Annotated in this window: 18 protein-coding genes; 11 read left to right on the top strand and 7 right to left on the bottom strand. The window is 54.5% G+C overall.

What is annotated here, in order from left to right:
- Window positions 1-43: 43 nt before the first annotated feature.
- From tcuB to ybfF, 7 genes are all read right to left on the bottom strand, one after another.
- Window positions 44-1,183, bottom strand: a complete 1,140-nt coding sequence (gene tcuB / locus ACESQ2_RS19505) for a tricarballylate utilization 4Fe-4S protein TcuB (RefSeq protein WP_032748722.1) — start codon at window positions 1,181-1,183, stop codon at window positions 44-46.
- Window positions 1,170-2,573, bottom strand: a complete 1,404-nt coding sequence (gene tcuA / locus ACESQ2_RS19500; RefSeq protein WP_014228418.1) for an FAD-dependent tricarballylate dehydrogenase TcuA — start codon at window positions 2,571-2,573, stop codon at window positions 1,170-1,172. The genes tcuB and tcuA overlap by 14 nt, the downstream gene beginning before the upstream one ends.
- 97 nt (window positions 2,574-2,670) lie before the next feature.
- Window positions 2,671-3,597 (bottom strand): tricarballylate utilization LysR family transcriptional regulator TcuR, encoded by a 927-nt coding sequence (tcuR, locus tag ACESQ2_RS19495; protein WP_049071812.1) that lies wholly within the window; start codon window positions 3,595-3,597, stop codon window positions 2,671-2,673.
- 129 nt (window positions 3,598-3,726) lie between these two features.
- Window positions 3,727-4,179: a ferric iron uptake transcriptional regulator gene (gene fur, locus ACESQ2_RS19490; RefSeq protein WP_004130476.1), complete on the bottom strand. Its 453-nt coding sequence runs from the start codon at window positions 4,177-4,179 to the stop codon at window positions 3,727-3,729.
- A 291-nt stretch (window positions 4,180-4,470) separates the two neighbouring features.
- Entirely contained in the window at window positions 4,471-5,001 is a 531-nt protein-coding gene (gene fldA, locus ACESQ2_RS19485) for a flavodoxin FldA (RefSeq protein WP_004100234.1), read from the bottom strand.
- Between the two features lie 149 nt (window positions 5,002-5,150).
- Window positions 5,151-5,444, bottom strand: coding sequence for a LexA regulated protein (gene ybfE, locus ACESQ2_RS19480; RefSeq protein WP_004848855.1), 294 nt, complete (start codon window positions 5,442-5,444; stop codon window positions 5,151-5,153).
- A gap of 133 nt (window positions 5,445-5,577) precedes the next feature.
- Window positions 5,578-6,351, bottom strand: coding sequence for an esterase (gene ybfF, locus ACESQ2_RS19475; RefSeq protein ID WP_046878550.1), 774 nt, complete (start codon window positions 6,349-6,351; stop codon window positions 5,578-5,580).
- A gap of 184 nt (window positions 6,352-6,535) precedes the next feature.
- Here ybfF and seqA point away from each other — a divergent pair, with 184 nt between their 5' ends.
- The 11 genes from seqA (at window position 6,536) to araD (ending at window position 18,364) form a co-directional block, all read left to right on the top strand.
- Window positions 6,536-7,084 carry a replication initiation negative regulator SeqA gene (gene seqA, locus ACESQ2_RS19470; protein WP_004848859.1) on the top strand — a complete coding sequence of 183 codons (549 nt, stop codon included), beginning with the start codon at window positions 6,536-6,538 and terminating at the stop codon, window positions 7,082-7,084.
- Window positions 7,085-7,115: 31 nt separating this feature from the next.
- Window positions 7,116-8,756, top strand: a complete 1,641-nt coding sequence (pgm, locus tag ACESQ2_RS19465; RefSeq protein WP_014228422.1) for a phosphoglucomutase (alpha-D-glucose-1,6-bisphosphate-dependent) — start codon at window positions 7,116-7,118, stop codon at window positions 8,754-8,756.
- Window positions 8,757-8,813: 57 nt separating this feature from the next.
- Window positions 8,814-9,233, top strand: coding sequence for an arginine:ornithine antiporter (locus ACESQ2_RS19460; RefSeq protein WP_373171124.1), 420 nt, complete (start codon window positions 8,814-8,816; stop codon window positions 9,231-9,233).
- Window positions 9,234-9,555: 322 nt separating this feature from the next.
- On the top strand, window positions 9,556-10,353 hold the full coding sequence (locus tag ACESQ2_RS19455; protein ID WP_004848865.1) for a DeoR/GlpR family DNA-binding transcription regulator: 798 nt from the start codon (window positions 9,556-9,558) through the stop codon (window positions 10,351-10,353).
- 116 nt (window positions 10,354-10,469) lie between these two features.
- Window positions 10,470-11,543 carry an erythritol/L-threitol dehydrogenase gene (locus ACESQ2_RS19450; RefSeq protein ID WP_004848867.1) on the top strand — a complete coding sequence of 358 codons (1,074 nt, stop codon included), beginning with the start codon at window positions 10,470-10,472 and terminating at the stop codon, window positions 11,541-11,543.
- A 280-nt stretch (window positions 11,544-11,823) separates the two neighbouring features.
- Entirely contained in the window at window positions 11,824-12,690 is an 867-nt protein-coding gene (locus ACESQ2_RS19445; protein ID WP_014228426.1) for an ABC transporter substrate-binding protein, read from the top strand.
- Between the two features lie 105 nt (window positions 12,691-12,795).
- Window positions 12,796-14,280 (top strand): sugar ABC transporter ATP-binding protein, encoded by a 1,485-nt coding sequence (locus tag ACESQ2_RS19440; RefSeq protein WP_004848870.1) that lies wholly within the window; start codon window positions 12,796-12,798, stop codon window positions 14,278-14,280.
- Window positions 14,281-14,347: 67 nt separating this feature from the next.
- Window positions 14,348-15,277 (top strand): ABC transporter permease, encoded by a 930-nt coding sequence (locus ACESQ2_RS19435; protein ID WP_046878552.1) that lies wholly within the window; start codon window positions 14,348-14,350, stop codon window positions 15,275-15,277.
- A 27-nt stretch (window positions 15,278-15,304) separates the two neighbouring features.
- On the top strand, window positions 15,305-16,783 hold the full coding sequence (locus ACESQ2_RS19430; protein WP_046878548.1) for an FGGY-family carbohydrate kinase: 1,479 nt from the start codon (window positions 15,305-15,307) through the stop codon (window positions 16,781-16,783).
- Window positions 16,780-17,679: an L-ribulose-5-phosphate 3-epimerase gene (locus tag ACESQ2_RS19425; protein ID WP_046878547.1), complete on the top strand. Its 900-nt coding sequence runs from the start codon at window positions 16,780-16,782 to the stop codon at window positions 17,677-17,679. Before ACESQ2_RS19430 ends, ACESQ2_RS19425 begins: the two co-directional genes overlap by 4 nt.
- The gene (gene araD / locus ACESQ2_RS19420) at window positions 17,669-18,364 is read left to right on the top strand and encodes an L-ribulose-5-phosphate 4-epimerase (RefSeq protein ID WP_025106380.1); all 696 of its coding nucleotides are present in this window, start codon (window positions 17,669-17,671) and stop codon (window positions 18,362-18,364) included. Before ACESQ2_RS19425 ends, araD begins: the two co-directional genes overlap by 11 nt.
- Window positions 18,365-18,508 lie beyond the last annotated feature (144 nt).

Here is an 18,508-nt window from a genome sequence, read left to right as displayed (position 1 = left end):
TCCATTGTCTTTATCTTGTTTTTATAGAGGTAAGATGAGCGGACTAGTCGCCTGCGACTGCCGCCTGTTTTCCGCGCCGTTTCTCAATCGCCCACTTGAGTAACGCCGCACAGCGATAAAATCCGTGGGCGAATTTTCCGTATGGCAGGGTCAAAAACAGCGCCATGACCACGCCGAGGTGAATGGCAAGCAGAATGCCCATCCACGAGGTGTCTCGTCCCGCCAGCAGGGCGAGGCCGGTGAAGCTGGTCAGCAGCAGCAGCAGAATAAAGCCGCGATCCATCGGTTTTTGCCGCGGGTCGCCGTGCAGCGGCGAGCGGCGCAGGTTCAGCCATAGCAAACCCGCCGGGCCCACCAGCAGGCCGATGCCGCCGAGCGTACCCAGCACAACCGGTACGCTGAAGAACGGGTAGGGGGCCTCCCAGCCGGCGATATAGTGATAACCCGTGGCTACCACGGTGGCGGCGAAACAGAGCAGAAACCCGTAGAAGGTAAAGTGATGGAAACGGCGGCGCAGCAGGGTAAACGCGTCATCGGCCTCGTTGCAGCCCTTACCGTGCCCGCCGTCGAGATACTTCAGCGTGAGCGCATTATGCGAGGCTTTAGCGATGTCGATGGCCTGAGGCTGACCCGGCGAGATCTCGCGCCAGAAGCGGATCACCCCGGCCATCAGTAACCCCATGGCCAGTATGAAGACCGTGCCAAACATCCACGCCAGCAGGTTATGGGGAAAAATCTGGTAGAAATCGCCGGCCAGCGGTGGATGAAGCAGGGAGCCTTTGAGCCCCATCGCCAGCAGCAGAAAGAGGATCAGCCCGCCGACCAGCGCCAGTACCGTGGTTACGCCGGCCCGACGATACAGGCTGCCGAAAGCCGCGGGCTGAGCATAGTGTTGATAGGTCTCCAGGCGCACTTCCGCCATCGCCTTCGGGACATTAATGGCAAACTCGTGCGGCGGCGCGTACTGGCAGGCATGCAGGCAGGCGCCGCAGTTATGGCACAGGTTGGCCAGGTAGTTTATATCCGCTTTGCCAAAAGCCAGGCGCTGGGTCATGGCCGGAAACACGGCGCAAAACCCTTCGCAATAGCGACAGGCGTTACAGACCTGCATCACCCGTTCAACTTCCGCTTCCGGCTCGGTGATGATTTGCGCGTCAATGATCAGCTTTTCAAGCGATTTCATGGTGTGTCTCCTGCTGTGCCGCGCGGGCGGCCTGCTGGCCGGCAATGCGGCCGAACGTCGTACCGATGGACATGCCCACGCCGGCGGTATACCCCTTGCCCAGCACGTTGCCGGCCATCATTTCGCCGGCGACGAACAGGTTGCGGCTCGGCTTGCCCGCAAAATGGACGGCGGCGCGTTCATTAACGTACAGCCCAAGGTAGGTAAAGGTGATCCCCGGCCGTAGGGCATAGCCGTAGTAGGGCGGGGTATCGATGGGCCGCGCCCAGTGGGTTTTCGGCGGCGTCAGGCCGGATGTCGCGCAGTTATCAAGGCGGGTATGATCGAACTGGCCCGGCGTACAGGCGGCATTGTAGCGGGCGATGGTTTGCGCCAGGCGTTCCGCGTCCAGCCCCAGCTGGCGAGCCAGCTCTTCAATGGTATTGGCCTGGGCGCCGGGGAAAACAGGCGGCATAAAGTGGCCGATCGCTTTGCTGTCGATGATCGAGTAGCCGATTTGCCCCGGCTGGTGGGCGACCAGCCTGCCCCAGATGGCATAGCGTTTGGGCCAGAAATCTTCCCCTTCATCATAAAAGCGCCCGGCGTCGCGGTTGACGACCACCCCCAGCGATACGCAGTCCACGCGCGTGCAGATGCCGCCATCGTAGAGCGGCGCCCTGGCGTCAATGGCGACGCAGTGGGATTGCGAAGGATCGCCGATGATGTCAGCCCCGGCGTCAATCATAAACTTGAGCAGCACGCCCTGATTGAAACGAGTGCCGCGAATGAGAAAATTATCGGCTGGCCATTCACCGCGCTCGTTCTGTCCCCATGCTTCACGCAGCCACTCGCGGTTAGATTCAAATCCGCCGGCGGCGAGGACGCAGGTTTTGGCGACGATCCTCTCTTCGCCCGCCAGCGCGGCGACGAATTCGCCGTTATCTAATTCGAGCGCCTGTACCGGCGTGTTGTAGCGGATCTTTACGCCCATCTGCTCCGCGCTGCGGTAATAGGCATTTATAAGAGCTTTGCCGCCGCCCATAAAAAAGGCGTTGGTGCGGGCCACGTGCAGGGCTCCGGAGAGCGGCGGCTGAAAGTTAACCCCGTGCTGGCGCATCCAGTCCCGGCACTGCGATGAGGTGCGGATCACCAGGCGCGCCAGCGCTTCGTTGGTGTTGCCCTCGGTGACGCGCAGCAGGTCCTGCCAGTACTCTTCTTCCGGATAGCTGTCGACCAAAACATCCTGCGGAGCATCGTGCATACAGCGAAGATTCCGCGTGTGCTGAGAGTTGCCGCCTCGCCATTCCCGCGGCGCGGCCTCCAGCAGCAGTACGGACGCGCCAGCTTCCCGGGCGGTTAAGGCGGCGCATAGCGCGGCATTGCCGCCGCCAATGACCAGTACATCCACCATTTATGGCTCCATTACGCTTTGCTTGATTGTTAAATTTGTAATGGAAATGTATGCGTTACGGCCAGCTGGACGCTATGGCGTATTGCTAAAGGGGGGTTTAGTTTGCGTAAAGGCTGGCGCCGGGCCAGCGACCTGACTCAACCAGCTGACGCATGACTTTCGCCAGTATTACGCGGGCCGCAAGGCCTGCCGGAGTCAGTTCATCATCGGAAAGGCTGACGAGAAAATTAGGTCGACTAAGTATCGGATTGTCGACGCCGATCACTCTCAGGGACTCGCTGTCGAGATGGGAAATTGCCGCCCCCGGCTGCAAAGTGGCGCCGAGCCCGTCGCGGACGGCGCGCATCAGCAGGGCCAGGCCGTCGATTTCAGCCACCACATCGACGCTCAGGGCATGCTCCTGGCAGATCGCCTCCAGCCTGCCGCGCAGTCCATGCCCCAGGCTTGGCATAATCAGCGGGATAGCGGCCAGCTGGCCAGGCGAGATACTCGCTTCGGGAAGGGGAGAGAGCACGTCATGGGTGCCAATCAGAAACAGACGCTCTTCGAGAATAGGCCTGGCGCTCCAGCGCAGGAGCTTCTCCTTCTGGAACACGATAGCCAGGTCAAGCTGGCGGGTGTTGATCATGCGTTCCAGGTTACCGGAGAGGCTCTCGACCAAATGCAGGCGGACGTCGGCATAGTTTTCGCGCATCGCGTGAATAAAAGGCACCCCGAGAACGGAGGCGGTGCTGGGGGCCATACCGACGCTGACGTGGCCGGAAAGGCGCGCCTCGCGCGCGGCGAGAACCGCATCATCGGCGTGACGCAGCGCGAGCTGCGCCTGGGAGTAGAAGGCGAGGCCGGCGCTGGTCGGCATGACGCCGCGAGACGTCCGCTGCAGCAGACGGATGGCGAGTTCATTCTCCAGGCGCGCCATCTGTTGGCTAAGCGCGGAGACGCCGATATCCAGGTCAAGCGCGGCGCGGCCCATACTGCCGGTTTCAATAATGCGCACAAAATAGCGTAGCTGGCGAAGCTCCATGTCGACTCTCCGTACACGTCAGGATGCACTGACAGTAAACGTATTGCAGCGCGAGAGAAAGAGGCGGCAGATTCCGGGCAAAAAAAAGCCAACCTTCAGGTTGGCTTTTGGCGGTATACGATGCGGTGATTATTTTTCTGCCGCGTCGTGGGCATGTTCATCTTCGCGGCAGTCGCCTTCTGCGCAGTGGCCGTACAGGTACAGGCTGTGGTTAGTCAGGCGAATACCGTGCCTTGCGGCAATTTCACGCTGGCGCGCTTCAATGGAATCATCGCTAAATTCGATCACTTTGCCGCAGTCGAGGCAAATCAGGTGATCGTGATGATGCTGCTGCGTCAGTTCAAAAACGGATTTACCGCCTTCGAAATTATGACGGGTGACGATGCCGGCGTCATCGAACTGGTTCAGTACGCGGTAGACGGTGGCCAGGCCAATCTCTTCACCCATATCAATCAGGCGTTTGTATAAGTCTTCCGCACTGACATGATGGTTATCCGGTCCTTGCAGCACTTCCAGGATTTTTAATCTCGGAAGCGTCACTTTCAGGCCAGCTTTCTTTAATGCGGTATTGTTGTCAGTCATGCGGAATCTGTCCTGTTGCTAAACGATCTACTTCCTTCAGCGGAAGTAATACAGAGAATCACCCGATGTAATGCGTCTCATTATAGAACTGCCATGGTGAAATGAAAACTGCAAGCATCGGGCCTTGTATGCTGTCAAAAACGAGGCACTCGCTACAAAGTGCTTCACGCGACCCCGTTAAATCAGAGGACATTGTACAGATATGTGATTAAAAGTTAAAAACTTGTAGCTATAACTTTGATTGCTTTTATCTATCAATTCGGCGAAACCTGATGATTACGCCGTTCAGACTCAGGCATTCTTGATTTCTTCGAGGTGCAGCTCTTCAGAAATCTGTTTTACCCATTTTTCCACGCGTTCGTTAGTCAGCTCAGGCTGACGGTCTTCGTCAATGGCCAGGCCAACAAAGTGATCGTCATCGGCCAGGCCTTTAGAGGCTTCAAAATGGTAGCCGGCGGTCGGCCAATGGCCAACGATAGTTGCGCCGCGCGGTTCGATGATATCGCGAATGGTCCCCAGCGCATCACAGAAGTATTCAGCATAGTCTTCCTGATCGCCACAGCCAAACAGAGCCACCAGTTTGCCATTGAAATCGATCTCTTCCAGCGTCGGGAAGAAATCGTCCCAGTCGCACTGGGCTTCGCCGTAGTACCAGGTGGGAATGCCGAGCAGCAGGATATCGTGAGCTTCCAGATCCTCTTTGCTGCTTTTGGCAATGTCGTGAACATCAGCAACGTCTTTACCAAGCTGCTTTTGGATCATTTTTGCAATATTTTCGGTGTTGCCGGTGTCGCTGCCAAAAAAGATGCCGATGATTGCCATGAGTAAAATAACCTCTTGAAACTTAATGATGTGGTAGTGGCGTAATGCCCGCAGATAGGGGCAATGATAGCAGAACTGAGAAGGGCGCGGAAACAGCAATCACGCCCAACTGCACACTCTGCTACACGAAAGCTTATTTTTTGAGGGTTTTAGGCTTTATCCTGGCCGCGCAGTGCTGCCAGCTGGTTCATCAGCATCTCTTCGATGAGATCGCTGCGGTTCATGTTACGGGCTTCGGCCAGCTCATTAAGCGCATCGACAGCATCGGCATTGAGCTTTAGCTCCACGCGCTTCAGACCGCGACTCTTATCGCGTTTAAGCTGATTGCGTTTGTTGATGCGCAGCTGTTCATCGCGCGAAAGCGGATTCGTTTTCGGTCTACCCGGCCGACGCTCAGTTGCGAACAAATCTAATGTCGTACGGTCCGTTTGTTCTTTTGCCATGATTCAGAGTGACTTCGGGGGAAACAAGCTATCGGGCATAGCCGACGCAGACAGCGCGCCATAATACATCAGGCGACGGGCTGCGCCAACGGCCGCGGGCATTAAGCCGCGCGGTCGAGTATATTTTAGGCAGTTACGCGGCGATAGAGGTCAAATAACGACGGATCGCGCGGATAACGGCCTCCGGTTTTTCTGCATGCACCCAGTGCCCGGCGCCGGCGATAACGTGCGCGCGCGCCTGGGGAAACTGAGCTAATAAAGTCTCGCGGTAGGCATCGGTGACGTAGGGGGAGTTGCCGCCCGGAATAAACAGCGCCGGATGCGGCCAGGGCGGAACGGTTTGCCAGCCGACGATATTATCGTACTGCTCCCACAGCACCGGTACGTTAAACCGCCACTGGCCGTCCACGAAAGATTTTAACAGAAACTGAATCACGCCCTCTTCGTTAAGGTGCTGGCGCATGACCGTCGCCGCCTGCTGACGCGTAGCTGCCCCCGCGTCGGTGACGGCATTGATGGCGGCGAAGATTTCATCATGGCGGCGGACGCGATAATCCACCGGGGCGATATCAATGGCGACCAGGCCCGCGATGCGCTCCGGGGCCAGCGCGCTCAGCGCCATCACCGCTTTACCGCCCATTGAGTGACCAATAAAGGTGGCTTTCTCAATCTGTGATTCATTGAGAATATCAAGCAGATCCTGGGCCATCGCGGGATAGGTCATGTCAGGCGAGCGCGGCGAAAGGCCGTGGTTTCGCATGTCGACCTGGATAATATCGCGATCGAGAACCAGATCGCGGGCGAGGATCCCAAGATTATCCAGGCTGCCAAAAAGGCCGTGGACCAGGACGATAGGGGGATTATTGTGCGGATTCTGTGCAGATTGCGCTCGGCTATTTAATTTCATGGCAAAGTTCTTTTTTTCGCTCCGTCGGGTTAGGGTATTATGTTGGACATTCTGCCATCCGGCTGCAAGACCCGGAAGATATCCGAGTTTTACCGCCATCCTGGTTTGACGCTATCCGCGGTTGGGATTTGTCCCTATAATCCCGACAACTTGTATTCAGAAAAAGATATCGCACTGGATTAAGATGAAAACAATTGAAGTTGATGATGAACTCTATAGCTATATTGCCAGCCACACCAAGCATATTGGCGAGAGCGCATCCGACATTTTACGGCGCATGTTGAAGTTTTCCGCCGTTTCCCAGCCTGTCGCACCGGTAGCGAAAGCCGCTCCGGCCCCTGCGCCAACGCCTGTCGTTGAAGTGAAACCCGCCAATCCTCTGAAAGATAAAGTTCGCGCTATGCGTGAGCTGCTGTTATCTGATGAGTACGCTGAACAAAAGCGCGCGGTAAACCGTTTCATGCTGGTTCTGACCACCCTCTACGCCTTAGACAGCAAAGCGTTTGCCGAGGCGACCGAGTCCCTGCACGGGCGCACTCGCGTTTATTTCGCTGAGGATGAACGCACGCTGCAGAAAAACGGTAATCAGACGAAACCTAAGCAGGTACCGGGAACGCCGTGGTGGGTCATTACAAATACCAATACCGGTCGCAAATGCAGCATGATCGAACATATCATGCAGTCAATGCAGTTCCCTGCGGAATTGATCGAAAAGGTTTGCGGTACGATCTAGTTAGTTAACTTTGCACCAGAAGGATCAGGCAATGGCAATCGATAAGCGCGCGGGTCAACCTGCGCAACAGAGTGATTTGATTAACGTCGCCCAACTGACTGCCCAGTACTATGTGCTGAAGCCGGAAGTTGGCAACGCGGAACATGCAGTGAAGTTTGGCACCTCCGGTCACCGCGGCAGCGCGGCGCGCCACAACTTCAACGAGCAGCATATTCTGGCGATTGCTCAGGCAATTGCTGAAGATCGCGCGAAGAACGGGATCACCGGCCCATGCTATGTTGGTAAGGACACTCACGCACTCTCCGAACCGGCTTTCATTTCCGTACTGGAAGTGCTGGCGGCGAACGGCGTTGACGTCATCGTTCAGGAAAACAACGGCTTCACCCCGACGCCGGCGATTTCCAATGCGATTCTGGTGCACAACAAGAAGGGCGGCCCGCTGGCTGACGGTATTGTTATCACGCCGTCCCACAACCCGCCGGAAGACGGTGGTATCAAGTACAACCCGCCTAACGGCGGCCCGGCGGATACCAACGTGACTAAGGTGGTAGAGAATCGCGCCAACGAACTGCTGGCTGCCGGTCTGCAGGGCGTGAAGCGTATTTCTCTTGATGCGGCGCTGGCCTCCGGCCACGTCACAGAGCAGGATCTGGTGCAGCCGTTTATTGAAGGGCTGGCGGATATCGTCGATATGGCGGCGATCCAGAAAGCCGGACTGACGCTGGGCGTCGATCCGCTGGGCGGCTCCGGTATCGAATACTGGAAGCGTATAGCTGAGCATTACAATCTCAACCTGACCATCGTTAACGATCACGTCGATCAGACCTTCCGCTTTATGCACCTCGATAAAGACGGCGCAATCCGCATGGACTGCTCCTCCGAGTGCGCGATGGCGGGCCTGCTGGCGCTGCGCGACAAGTTTGACCTGGCCTTCGCCAATGACCCGGATTACGACCGTCACGGTATCGTCACGCCGGCCGGGTTAATGAACCCGAACCACTACCTGGCGGTGGCGATTAACTACCTGTTCCAGCATCGCCCGCAGTGGGGCAAAGATGTGGCTGTCGGTAAAACCCTGGTCTCCTCGGCGATGATTGACCGCGTAGTCAACGATCTGGGGCGCAAACTGGTGGAAGTACCGGTTGGCTTTAAGTGGTTCGTTGACGGCCTGTTTGACGGCAGCTTCGGCTTCGGCGGCGAAGAGAGCGCGGGAGCGTCGTTCCTGCGCTTTGACGGCACGCCGTGGTCTACCGACAAAGACGGCATCATCATGTGCCTGCTGGCGGCGGAAATCACCGCAGTCACCGGCAAAAACCCGCAGCAGCACTACGACGAGCTGGCAGAGCGCTTTGGCGCGCCAAGCTACAACCGTCTGCAGGCTTCCGCGACGTCTGCCCAGAAAGCGGCGCTGTCTAAGCTCTCCCCGGAAATGGTGAGCGCCAGTACCCTGGCAGGCGATCCGATTACCGCGCGTCTGACCGCGGCGCCGGGCAACGGGGCGGCGATTGGCGGTCTGAAGGTGATGACCGACAACGGCTGGTTCGCCGCGCGTCCGTCAGGTACCGAAGATGCCTATAAAATCTACTGCGAAAGCTTCCTCGGCGCTGAACATCGTCAGCAGATTGAGAAAGAAGCGGTAGAGATTGTCAGCGAAGTGTTGAAAAACGCGTAATTGACCGCACGATAAACAGGCCCTTTTCAGGGCCTGTTTTTTTTCGCAGGGATAGCGATGAATCGGGAACGAAAAAACGTTTTTTGGTTTTGGGGTGGGATGGATCTCTTTTATCTCTTGCAGTTTATTGGCTGGAACATCTACCGCCGGCGAGTACCGCTTTACGACGATATCCTCTCATTTTTACCCCTGCTGCAAACCTGGGGCTCCGCGGCCGCCTGGCTGTTTACCCTTCATTTTATTCTGACTATCAGCATTCCCGCGTCGATGATTCTCTTCTGGCGCCAGAGCCGCTATGCGCCGTGGCTGGCCTATGCGCAGACGCCGCTGCGTCTGGCCTTTATGCTCCCGTCGCTTTCGCTGGTGGTCTCGCTGGCGCAGGCGATGGCGTTGAAAATCGCGGCCTTCTATATTGCTCTGCTGCTGGTCTCAGAGGCGGCAAAAGTCGTGACATTATGGCGATGTCGCAAGGTTTGACGTTATGTGTTATCCAGACGGCACAGGCCTGGCGGATATTACGCTGACTGAATCGGGCATAAACGGGTATTATTGCTTTGACCGGGTTTGCCCGTTTTGGCGAATATACGGCTAAAGCAAACGAACAATCACGGCTAATTCTGCGATTTTAATCACAAATTTATTCCATCCAAAATGAACGTTGCCTGATATATATGATCAACTTCAAACTAAAAAAAGCTAAAAACTTGTTTTGATTTTGTATGATTTATGTCACTTACTGATATGGACGATTTTGTTATATTTATGTCATTAAATCCTGAATGCTTTCTTGAGAACGTCTATGTTACAAGTTAAACGTCATTCATTAATTGTGGAATATGTCGTAGAAAAAGGATGCGCCAGAGTTAATGAACTCTCACAGATATTCGGTGTATCTCCAGAAACCATTCGCCGGGATTTAACCGCGCTGGCGAGAAATAAAAAAATAGTTCGCAGCTTTGGCGGTGCAATGATTTCTGAAAATAATGCATCATTTTTAGCTGCCGATACGCCGACAAATCACGGGAACTTTGTCGATAAAGCCGAGGCCTTTATTAAGCGCACCAAAGAGCAGCCGGAACGTAAGATGCGTATTGCTAAAGGCGCGCTGCAGTTTATTCATGAGCATGAGTGCATTATCATGGATAATAGCAGCTCCTGCTGGTTTTTAGCGCGCCAGCTGCCTGACATCGAGCTGACCGTGATTACCAATTCTTTGAATATCATTCAAACCTTAGCCTGTCGTAAGAAAATAAGAATAGTCAGCGTTGGGGGTGAATATTCTGAGCGCCACGGTGATTTTCACGGTCCGGTCGCCGAGTTCATTATCAACAACTTTAAGGTCAATAAGCTGTTTTTTTCTTGCCAGGGTCTCGACGCCGGGTTGGAAATAAAAGACAGCAATGAAGTCAACGTCCGGCTGAAGCAGGAGATGCTGAAAGTTGCCGATCAAAAAATCCTGATGGTCGATAGCAGTAAGTTTGAACGCTATTCACTCTATAAAATATGCGATCTGGCGGATATTGATGTGTTGATCACTAACGAATTACCAGCTGATACCTATCGCCAGCACCAGGTACATATTGTCGAGACTAAATAGCCGCTCTGCCAGATATTCTACCGGCATTATTATTGAATAGTCCTTGTGCCCGATGGAGGGGTATTGCGCCAGCAATACCATCCCTCTTCATTATTTATCCGAAAAAGAGGTTTACGATGGAACAATTACCTGAAGATATGAAAGCGGTTGTCTGCCATGGTCCCCAGGATTATCGCTTTGAGAAGATTCCCCGCCCGGTCGCCAAAGAAAAGGAAGTGGTCATTAAGGTTGACGGGTGTGGAATCTGCGCCGGCGACTGCAAGGCCCAGGACGGCGCGCCGATGTTCTGGGGCGATAATCCGTGGGTGAAAACGCCGGTGGTGCCCGGCCATGAGTTTTACGGTCGGGTTGCCGAATTAGGCCCGGGCTCCGCTGAAAAATATCAATTAAAAATTGGCGATCGCATCCTGGCTGAACAGATTGTCCCCTGCCATGAGTGCCGTTTCTGTAAAACCGGCAAATACTGGATGTGCGAAACCCATGATATTTACGGTTTCCAGAAGGATGTCGCCGATGGCGGTATGGCTGAATATATGCGTTTTTCCGAACGGGCGATTATTCACAAAATTCCTGAATCATTAAGTGAAGAAGATGCCGCGCTGATCGAACCTATGGCCTGCGCAATCCACACGGTACGCCGCGGTGATATCGAACTGGATGATGTGGTTGTTATCGCCGGCGCCGGGCCGCTGGGGCTGTGTATGGTGCAGGTCGCTCATCTGAAAACGCCGAAGAAACTGGTAGTCATCGACACGATGGACGACCGCCTGGCGCTGGCGAAAGCGTTTGGCGCCGACGTGGTCATCAATGCGGCGCAAGAGGACGCCATCGCTATCGTAAAATCCATGACCGATGGTTACGGCTGCGATGTGTATATCGAAGCGACGGGCGCCCCTATCGGCGTGACCCAGGGTCTGGAGATGATTCGTAAGCTGGGACGCTTCGTTGAGTTCAGCGTGTTTGGTAAAGAAACGACCGCCGACTGGTCGATTATTGGCGACCGTAAAGAGCTGGATATCCGCGGCGCGCATCTGGGGCCTTACAGCTATGAAATCGCCATCGATCTCTTTGCGCGCGGTCTGCTGACCGCCAAAGGCGTGGTGACGCATTTCTATTCTATTGATGAGTGGAAAGCCGCTTTTGAGATGGCTAAATCGCTCGATTCGATTAAGGTCGTCATTAAGCCATAAATTTTTTAACTAGTTAAGTTCGCCATTTTTAATTATTACGCAAATGACCGCTGATGGCTGTTCATTAAATACTGGATTTCAATCATGGGGATAACTGAGATCAATATCGGTGGCTTCTGGCTATCTGCCAGCGGCGTATTTATTGCTCAGTATATCAGGCAGCATCCGTACCATGAAAACGCTGATAAATAAATTTTATTTCTCAGCGCATTACTCAATAAGGAGATAGTGAATGCCTGTAAAATTTAAGACTAAAGCAATACTCTCAGGACTTCTTGCGATGAGCATGGTTGCCTGCGTTAATGCCAAACCTTTGACTATCGGTATGTCGTTCCAGGAATTGAATAACGAATATTTCGTCACCATGAAAGAGTCGCTTGAGCAGTCGGCAAAAGATATTAACGCCACCGTCTATACAGCGGATGCGGCGCATGATGTTTCCAAGCAGATTAGCGACGTTGAGGATATGCTGCAAAAGAAAATAGATATTTTGCTGATTAACCCGGCTGATAGCGTCGGTGCGGAAACCGCCGTACTGGCCGCTAAAAAAGCCGGCGTGGTGGTGGTGGCGATAGATGCTCAGGCTAATGGTCCGATCGATTCTTTTGTCGGTTCAAAAAACTATGATGCGGGCTTTATTGCCGGAGAACACTTAGCCAAAGCGCTGGGTGATAAAGGCAACGTAGCGATTCTCGACGGGATTCCGGTGGTACCTATTCTGGAGCGCGTGCGCGGCTTTGAAGATGCGATGAAAAAGCATCCCAATATTAAAGTGATTACCAAACTGAATGGTAAACAAGAGCGCGATACCTCCATGAGCGTGACGGAAAATATGCTGCAATCCAACCCGACGCTCAACGGTATTTTTAGCGTGAATGATGTTGGCTCACTCGGCGCTCTGGCGGCGATTCAGGCATCAGGGCGCGATGTGAAGCTGGTGAGCGTTGATGGTTCTCCGGAAGCGGTCGCTGAAATTGCTAAAGGTAATACGCCGTTTATTGCCACCGCCGCTCAGTTCCCGCGCGATCAGCTGCGTATTGGTTTAGGTATTGCCCTGGCCAAACATTGGGGGGCGAATATTCCTAAAGAGATCCCTGTTGATGTGAAACTTATCGATAAAACCAACGCCAAAGATTTCCACTGGTAATCGCATTATTACGCCACAGCGGCTCTCGCTTATTCAGGTGAGCCGTGCCGGATTCTTCTTAAAGTATGGCTCGCTATTTTATCGAGCCATTATGGAGCGATGTTTATGCCCAGCTTACTGGAAGTCAAAAACGTCAGTAAAAGCTTCCCCGGGGTCAAGGCGCTGGATAATGTCAATATCACCCTTGGCCGAGGGGAGGTGCATGCTTTATTAGGTGAAAACGGCGCGGGTAAATCGACGTTAATGAAAATCCTGTGCGGGATATATCAACCTGACGCCGGTAATATTTTTATTGACGGTAAGCAGCAGCATTTTCATAACTATCGTGACGCGATTGCCTGCGGCGTAGGGATTATCTTTCAGGAGTTTTCTCTTATTCCCTATCTGAACGCTTATGAGAATATTTTCCTTAATCGCGAAAAGGTAAATCGTTTTGGCCTGCTAGATCGTAAAGCGATGCGCCGCGAGGCGTTACGCATTTTTAAAGATCTTGGCGTGACCCTCGATCCCGATGAGCAAATTTGCCATCTCAGCGTCGCCGAACAGCAGTTTGTGGAAATTGCCAAAGCGCTGTCGCTGGATGCGCGAATTCTCATTCTGGATGAACCCACAGCGACCTTAACCCCGAGCGAGGCGGAGCATCTTTTCCGCGTGATGCGCGATTTAAAGGCCAAAGGCGTCGGGATGTTCTTTATCTCACACCACCTTGAGGAGATATATGAGATCTGCGACAGCCTGAGCATTCTCCGCGACGGCAAATATATCGGGTCGGCAAAGGTCGACAATATCGATATCGCTGAGATGATCCAGATGATGGTCGGCCGTGAGGTGGAGAATATCTATCCCGAGCGGCGGACGCTGGCGCATGATGAGATACTGCTGGAGGCCGAAATTCAGCTTACCGAGAGTAGCCAGCTCAATCGACTGACGCTGCGCAAAGGGGAGATCCTGGGCCTCGCCGGGCTGGTGGGGTCGGGGCGTTCCGAAGCGATCCTGGCCCTGACCGGCGCGGATAAATGCTTCAAAAAGCGCGTCCGGCTGGCCGGAAAAGAGGTGACGATAAAATCCACCGACCGGGCTCTGCGTCTGGGCATTGGTCTGTTGCCGGAAAGCCGCAAAACGCAGGGACTGGTGCTGCCTTTTTCGGTCAAAGATAATATCTGGCTTAACAAACACGCCTGCCAGTTCTCGCTTATCCGCGATAACGAAGAGCGCCTGACCGCCGAGCGTTTAATTAATCACGTTGGCGTGAAAACGCCGGATGCCGGGACCGCGGTGGGGACGTTGAGCGGCGGTAACCAGCAGAAAGTCGTTATTTCCCGTTGGTTAAATCATGATGTCAATATTCTTATTTTTGACGAACCGACTCGCGGTATTGATGTCGGAGCGAAATCAGAAATCTATCAGATTATGCGCGACCTCACCGCCCAGGGTATTTCAATAATTATGATTTCATCTGAGCTACCAGAGGTGATTGGCGTTAGCGACCGGGTAATGGTTTTTCGCGACGGTAATATCGTTGCCGAACTCGAGAACGACCAAATCAATTCCACTGTGATTATGCTGCACGCTGCCGGTAATATTATTTAGGGAGTATTAAATGAGTAATGAAAACGTGTCATTAGCGCCCGCCGCATCCCCTGATAAAAATAAAAAGATGCTCCATGGTTTATTAAAAATGCCCGCGTTCCTGCCGTTTGTTGGTCTGGTACTCCTGTTCTCCTGTATGGCTATTTTTAATGACTACTTTTTAACGGTCGATAACTTATCGACCGTCGCCCGTCAGGTCTCGATTAATGCCATCATTGCCATCGGGATGACCTTTGCCATCCTGACCGGTGGGATCGACCTCTCCGTCGGCGCGGTCATGGCCCTGGCCGGTACCCTAATGGCGGGATTAATGAAGTACTATGGTTTAGATCCGTGGTTAGCCATTCTTATCGGCCTGTGTTCCGGCGTCGCCTTTGGCGCGCTGAACGGCTTTTTAACCGCCTACGGTAAAATGCCGCCGATTATCGTGACCCTCGGGGCAATGATTATTGCGAAGGGGCTGGCGCTGATCTATACCGGCGGCTACCCCATCTCCGGCTTACCGGATTCATTCGCTTTTTGGGGCCGTGAATATCTGTTCGGTATTCAGGTGCCTATTATTCTGATGGTGGTTTTATATCTCATCTTTTATATCGTCCTGAATCATATGCCGTTTGGTCGCTATGTTTATTCCCTCGGCGGCAATGAAGAAGCGGCGCGCCTGAGCGGCCTGCGGGTGAAATATTATAAATTGCTGGTTTACGTGATCAGCGGTTTTACCGCCAGTTTTGCCGGTCTTATTTTCACCTCGCGGGTGATGAGCGGACAGCCGAATGCCGGCGTCGGATTTGAACTGGATGCCATTGCCGCCGTGGTGCTCGGCGGGGCATCCATTGCCGGCGGCCGCGGAATGATTATCGGCACGCTGATTGGCGCCATGATGCTCGGTGTACTGAATAATGGTTTAAACCTTCTGGGGATCTCACCTTACGTTCAGTACGTGGTGAAAGGGCTTATTATTTGGGGCGCCACCTTTATTAGCTCAGCCAGACGTTAACTTATTTTAAATATGAGGCGAAGGGATATGAATTTTATCGGGGTTGATATCGGTGGTACGGTCACCAAAGCCGGTATATATAATGAGTTAGGGCAAGAGATTCACGTGGCGTCGCAATATGCGCAGGTATTATCCGAACAGCCGGGCTTTACCGAGCGGAACATGCATGAGCTATGGGACAGCGTTTGCAGCGTGATAAAAAAAGCGCTGTATGAAAGCCAGGTGCCGCCGCTAAGCATCGGCGGGATCGGTTTCTCCTCGCACGGCAAAGGGCTCTACGCGATTGACAAAAAAGGCGAGCCGGTGCGCAACGGGATTATCTCATCCGATACTCGGGCGCTGGCGTTTGTCAAAAAATGGTATCGCGAAGGTATAGACAAGCTGGCATACCCAAAAGGATTGCAGCAGCTGTGGACCGGACATCCGGTGTCGCTACTGGCGTGGCTGAAAGCGCATGAGCCGGCCAATTACGACAGGATCGACGCCGTTTTAATGGTGCACGACTACGTTCGTTTCCGCCTGACCGGCGAGGCGACGGCGGAGATCACTAATATTTCCGGCAGCAATTTTTATAACCAGTTTACCTCCCGCTATGACCGCGACATGATGGCGCTGTTTGGCATTGAGGAAGTGGCGGATAAAACCGCGCCGGTGGTGAACTCGACGGACTGCGTGGGCCACATTACCCTGCAGGCCTCGCTGGATTGCGGTTTGTGCCCGGGGACGCCGGTTTTCGGCGGCTTTTTCGACGTGGTGGCCTCCGCCGTCTCCTCGGGCATTGACCGGGCGGATACCCTGAGCGCGGTAGCCGGAACCTGGAGTATCGCCACCTCGGTGACGGATAGCATTATTGCCAGCGACTTTCCCTACATCTGGGGGAAATACTGCATTCCGGGCAAATACTTCGTTCACGAGGGCAGCCCCACTTCGGCGAGCAATCTCTCCTGGTTTGTGAAGCAGTTTTTCCCTGACGATGATCGCTGCTATGACCATTTCGAAAGCTGGATTGCGCAAGATACCGACAGCAACCTCATTTTTTTACCCTATTTGTTCGGTTCCAATCTGGCGATGGATCTGCCCGGCGCGCTGGTGGGCCTCGCGGGGCATCATACGAAAAAGGATATTATTGCGGCCATCTATCGCGGCATCGTTTTTTCTCACCTGGTGCATCAGGACCGCATTATTGAACTCAATCGGGATATTCAAAAAATTCGCTTTACCGGCGGGCCGAGCCAGTCGAGAGGCTGGACGCAGATGTACGCCGATGCGGCCAATCTTCCGCTGGAAGTGGTGGATATCGAACAGGCCGGCTGTCGAGCCGCCGCGCTGTGCGCCGCGGCCGGCAGCGGCGCCTACGCTAACTTCAGCGAAGCGATTGCCGCCACGCAGCCCGAGGTGGTCTGCTACCAACCCGACAGCAATCGGCATCAGCAGCTGCGTGAAGGCTACGCCCGTTACTTAGCGGTCGCGCAAAGCCTCTCCATGGCGACGGGAGCGGCGCAATGAAACCCAGACTTGGCATCTACGAAAAAGCGCTCCCCGCGGCGCTGGACTGGCCGAAACGCTTCGAAATGGCGGCGGGCCTGGCGTTTGATTTTATTGAAATCTCCGTTGACGAAAGCCCCGAGCGCCAGGCCAGGCTGCGCTGGAACCGGGGACAGCGGCTGGCGTTCGTGGCCGACAAAATTAACAGCGGCATTGATGTGCCGAGCATGTGCCTCTCCGCGCACCGCAGCCATCCCTTTGGTAGCGTCAATCGCGATACCCGGCTCAAGGCGCGGGAACTGATGCTTGATGCGCTGGATTTTGCCAGCCACGTCGGCATTCGCAACATCCAGCTGGCAGGCTATGACGTCTATTACGAATCCTCTTCGGCGCAGACCCGGGAATACTTTATCGAGGGCATCAACTGGGCGGTGGCTGAAGCGGCGAAAGCGCAGGTGATGCTGTCGATGGAGATTATGGATACTGCCTTTATGAGCAATATCTCCCGCTGGCTGGATCTCGAACGGAAGGTTTGCAGTCCGTGGTTTTGCGTCTACCCGGACGTTGGCAACTTAAGCGCCTGGCAAAACGACGTTCCCGAAGAGTTGAGGAAGGGCATTCATAAAATCACCGCCATTCATTTGAAGGATACCCAGCCCGTTTCGCACGCTTCGCTGGGGCAGTTCCGCGATGTACCATTCGGGACCGGCTGCGTCGATTTTACCGAGATATTTCGTACGCTCTCGGCGCTGAACTATCGCGGCGCCTGGCTGATTGAGATGTGGGCCAAAAATGACGGGCGGGACAGCGAGAGAATCGCCGACGCTAAAGCGTGGCTAACGGATAAACACCAGCAGGCGTTTCGCCCGCCTCAGTATGAAGGCATTGTGAATTCAGGAGTGAAGTATGTTGGATAACCTCAAGCAGGCGGTTCTTGACGCCAATCTGGCGCTGCCGAAATTTCATCTTGTGACCTTTACCTGGGGCAACGTCAGCGGTATCGATCGCGAGGCCGGGCTGGTGGTAATCAAACCCTCCGGCGTGGAATACGCCGTGATGACGGCCGAGGATATGGTGGTGGTGGAGCTGGCGACCGGCAGGGTGGTGGAGGGGCGCTATAAGCCCTCGTCGGATACGCCGACCCATCTGGAGCTGTATAAGGCGTTTAGCGGCGTGGGCGGAATTGTGCATACCCATTCGCGCCACGCGACGATTTGGGCGCAGTCGGGCAGGCCGCTGCTGGCGATGGGCACCACCCACGCCGACTATTTTTATGGGCCGATCCCCTGTACCCGCCCGCTCAGCGATGATGAAATCCGCGGTGATTATGAAACCAATACCGGTCACGTGATTATTGAAACGCTGGGCGCGCAGCATACCGATCCGCTCAGCGTGCCCGCCGCGCTGGTCCACGGCCACGGCCCGTTTGCATGGGGAAAAGATCCGGCGAACGCGGTGCATAATGCGGTGGTGCTGGAGGAGATTGCCTATATGAATATGTGGACCCGCCAGCTGAGCATTGACGAACAGCCGGTCTCTGCGACGCTGCTGGATAAACACTATTTGCGTAAACACGGGGCAGGGGCCTACTACGGACAATAATCGCCTGCCTTCCCCGGATTGCGGCGTAAACGCCTTATCCGGGCTACCGGCCTGCAGTCGACGGTGAACCCGTAGCCCGGTCAGCGCAGCGCCACCGGGATGAAACAGCGTTGATTTATGAGGCCTGGCACCTTTCCCGGAGGC

The organism is Klebsiella sp. Q11 (genome assembly GCF_964241505.1).
Lineage (GTDB): Bacteria > Pseudomonadota > Gammaproteobacteria > Enterobacterales > Enterobacteriaceae > Klebsiella > Klebsiella michiganensis.
The sequence above is the reverse complement of the archived record's forward strand: the minus strand, read 5'-3'. Positions and strand labels throughout refer to the sequence as shown.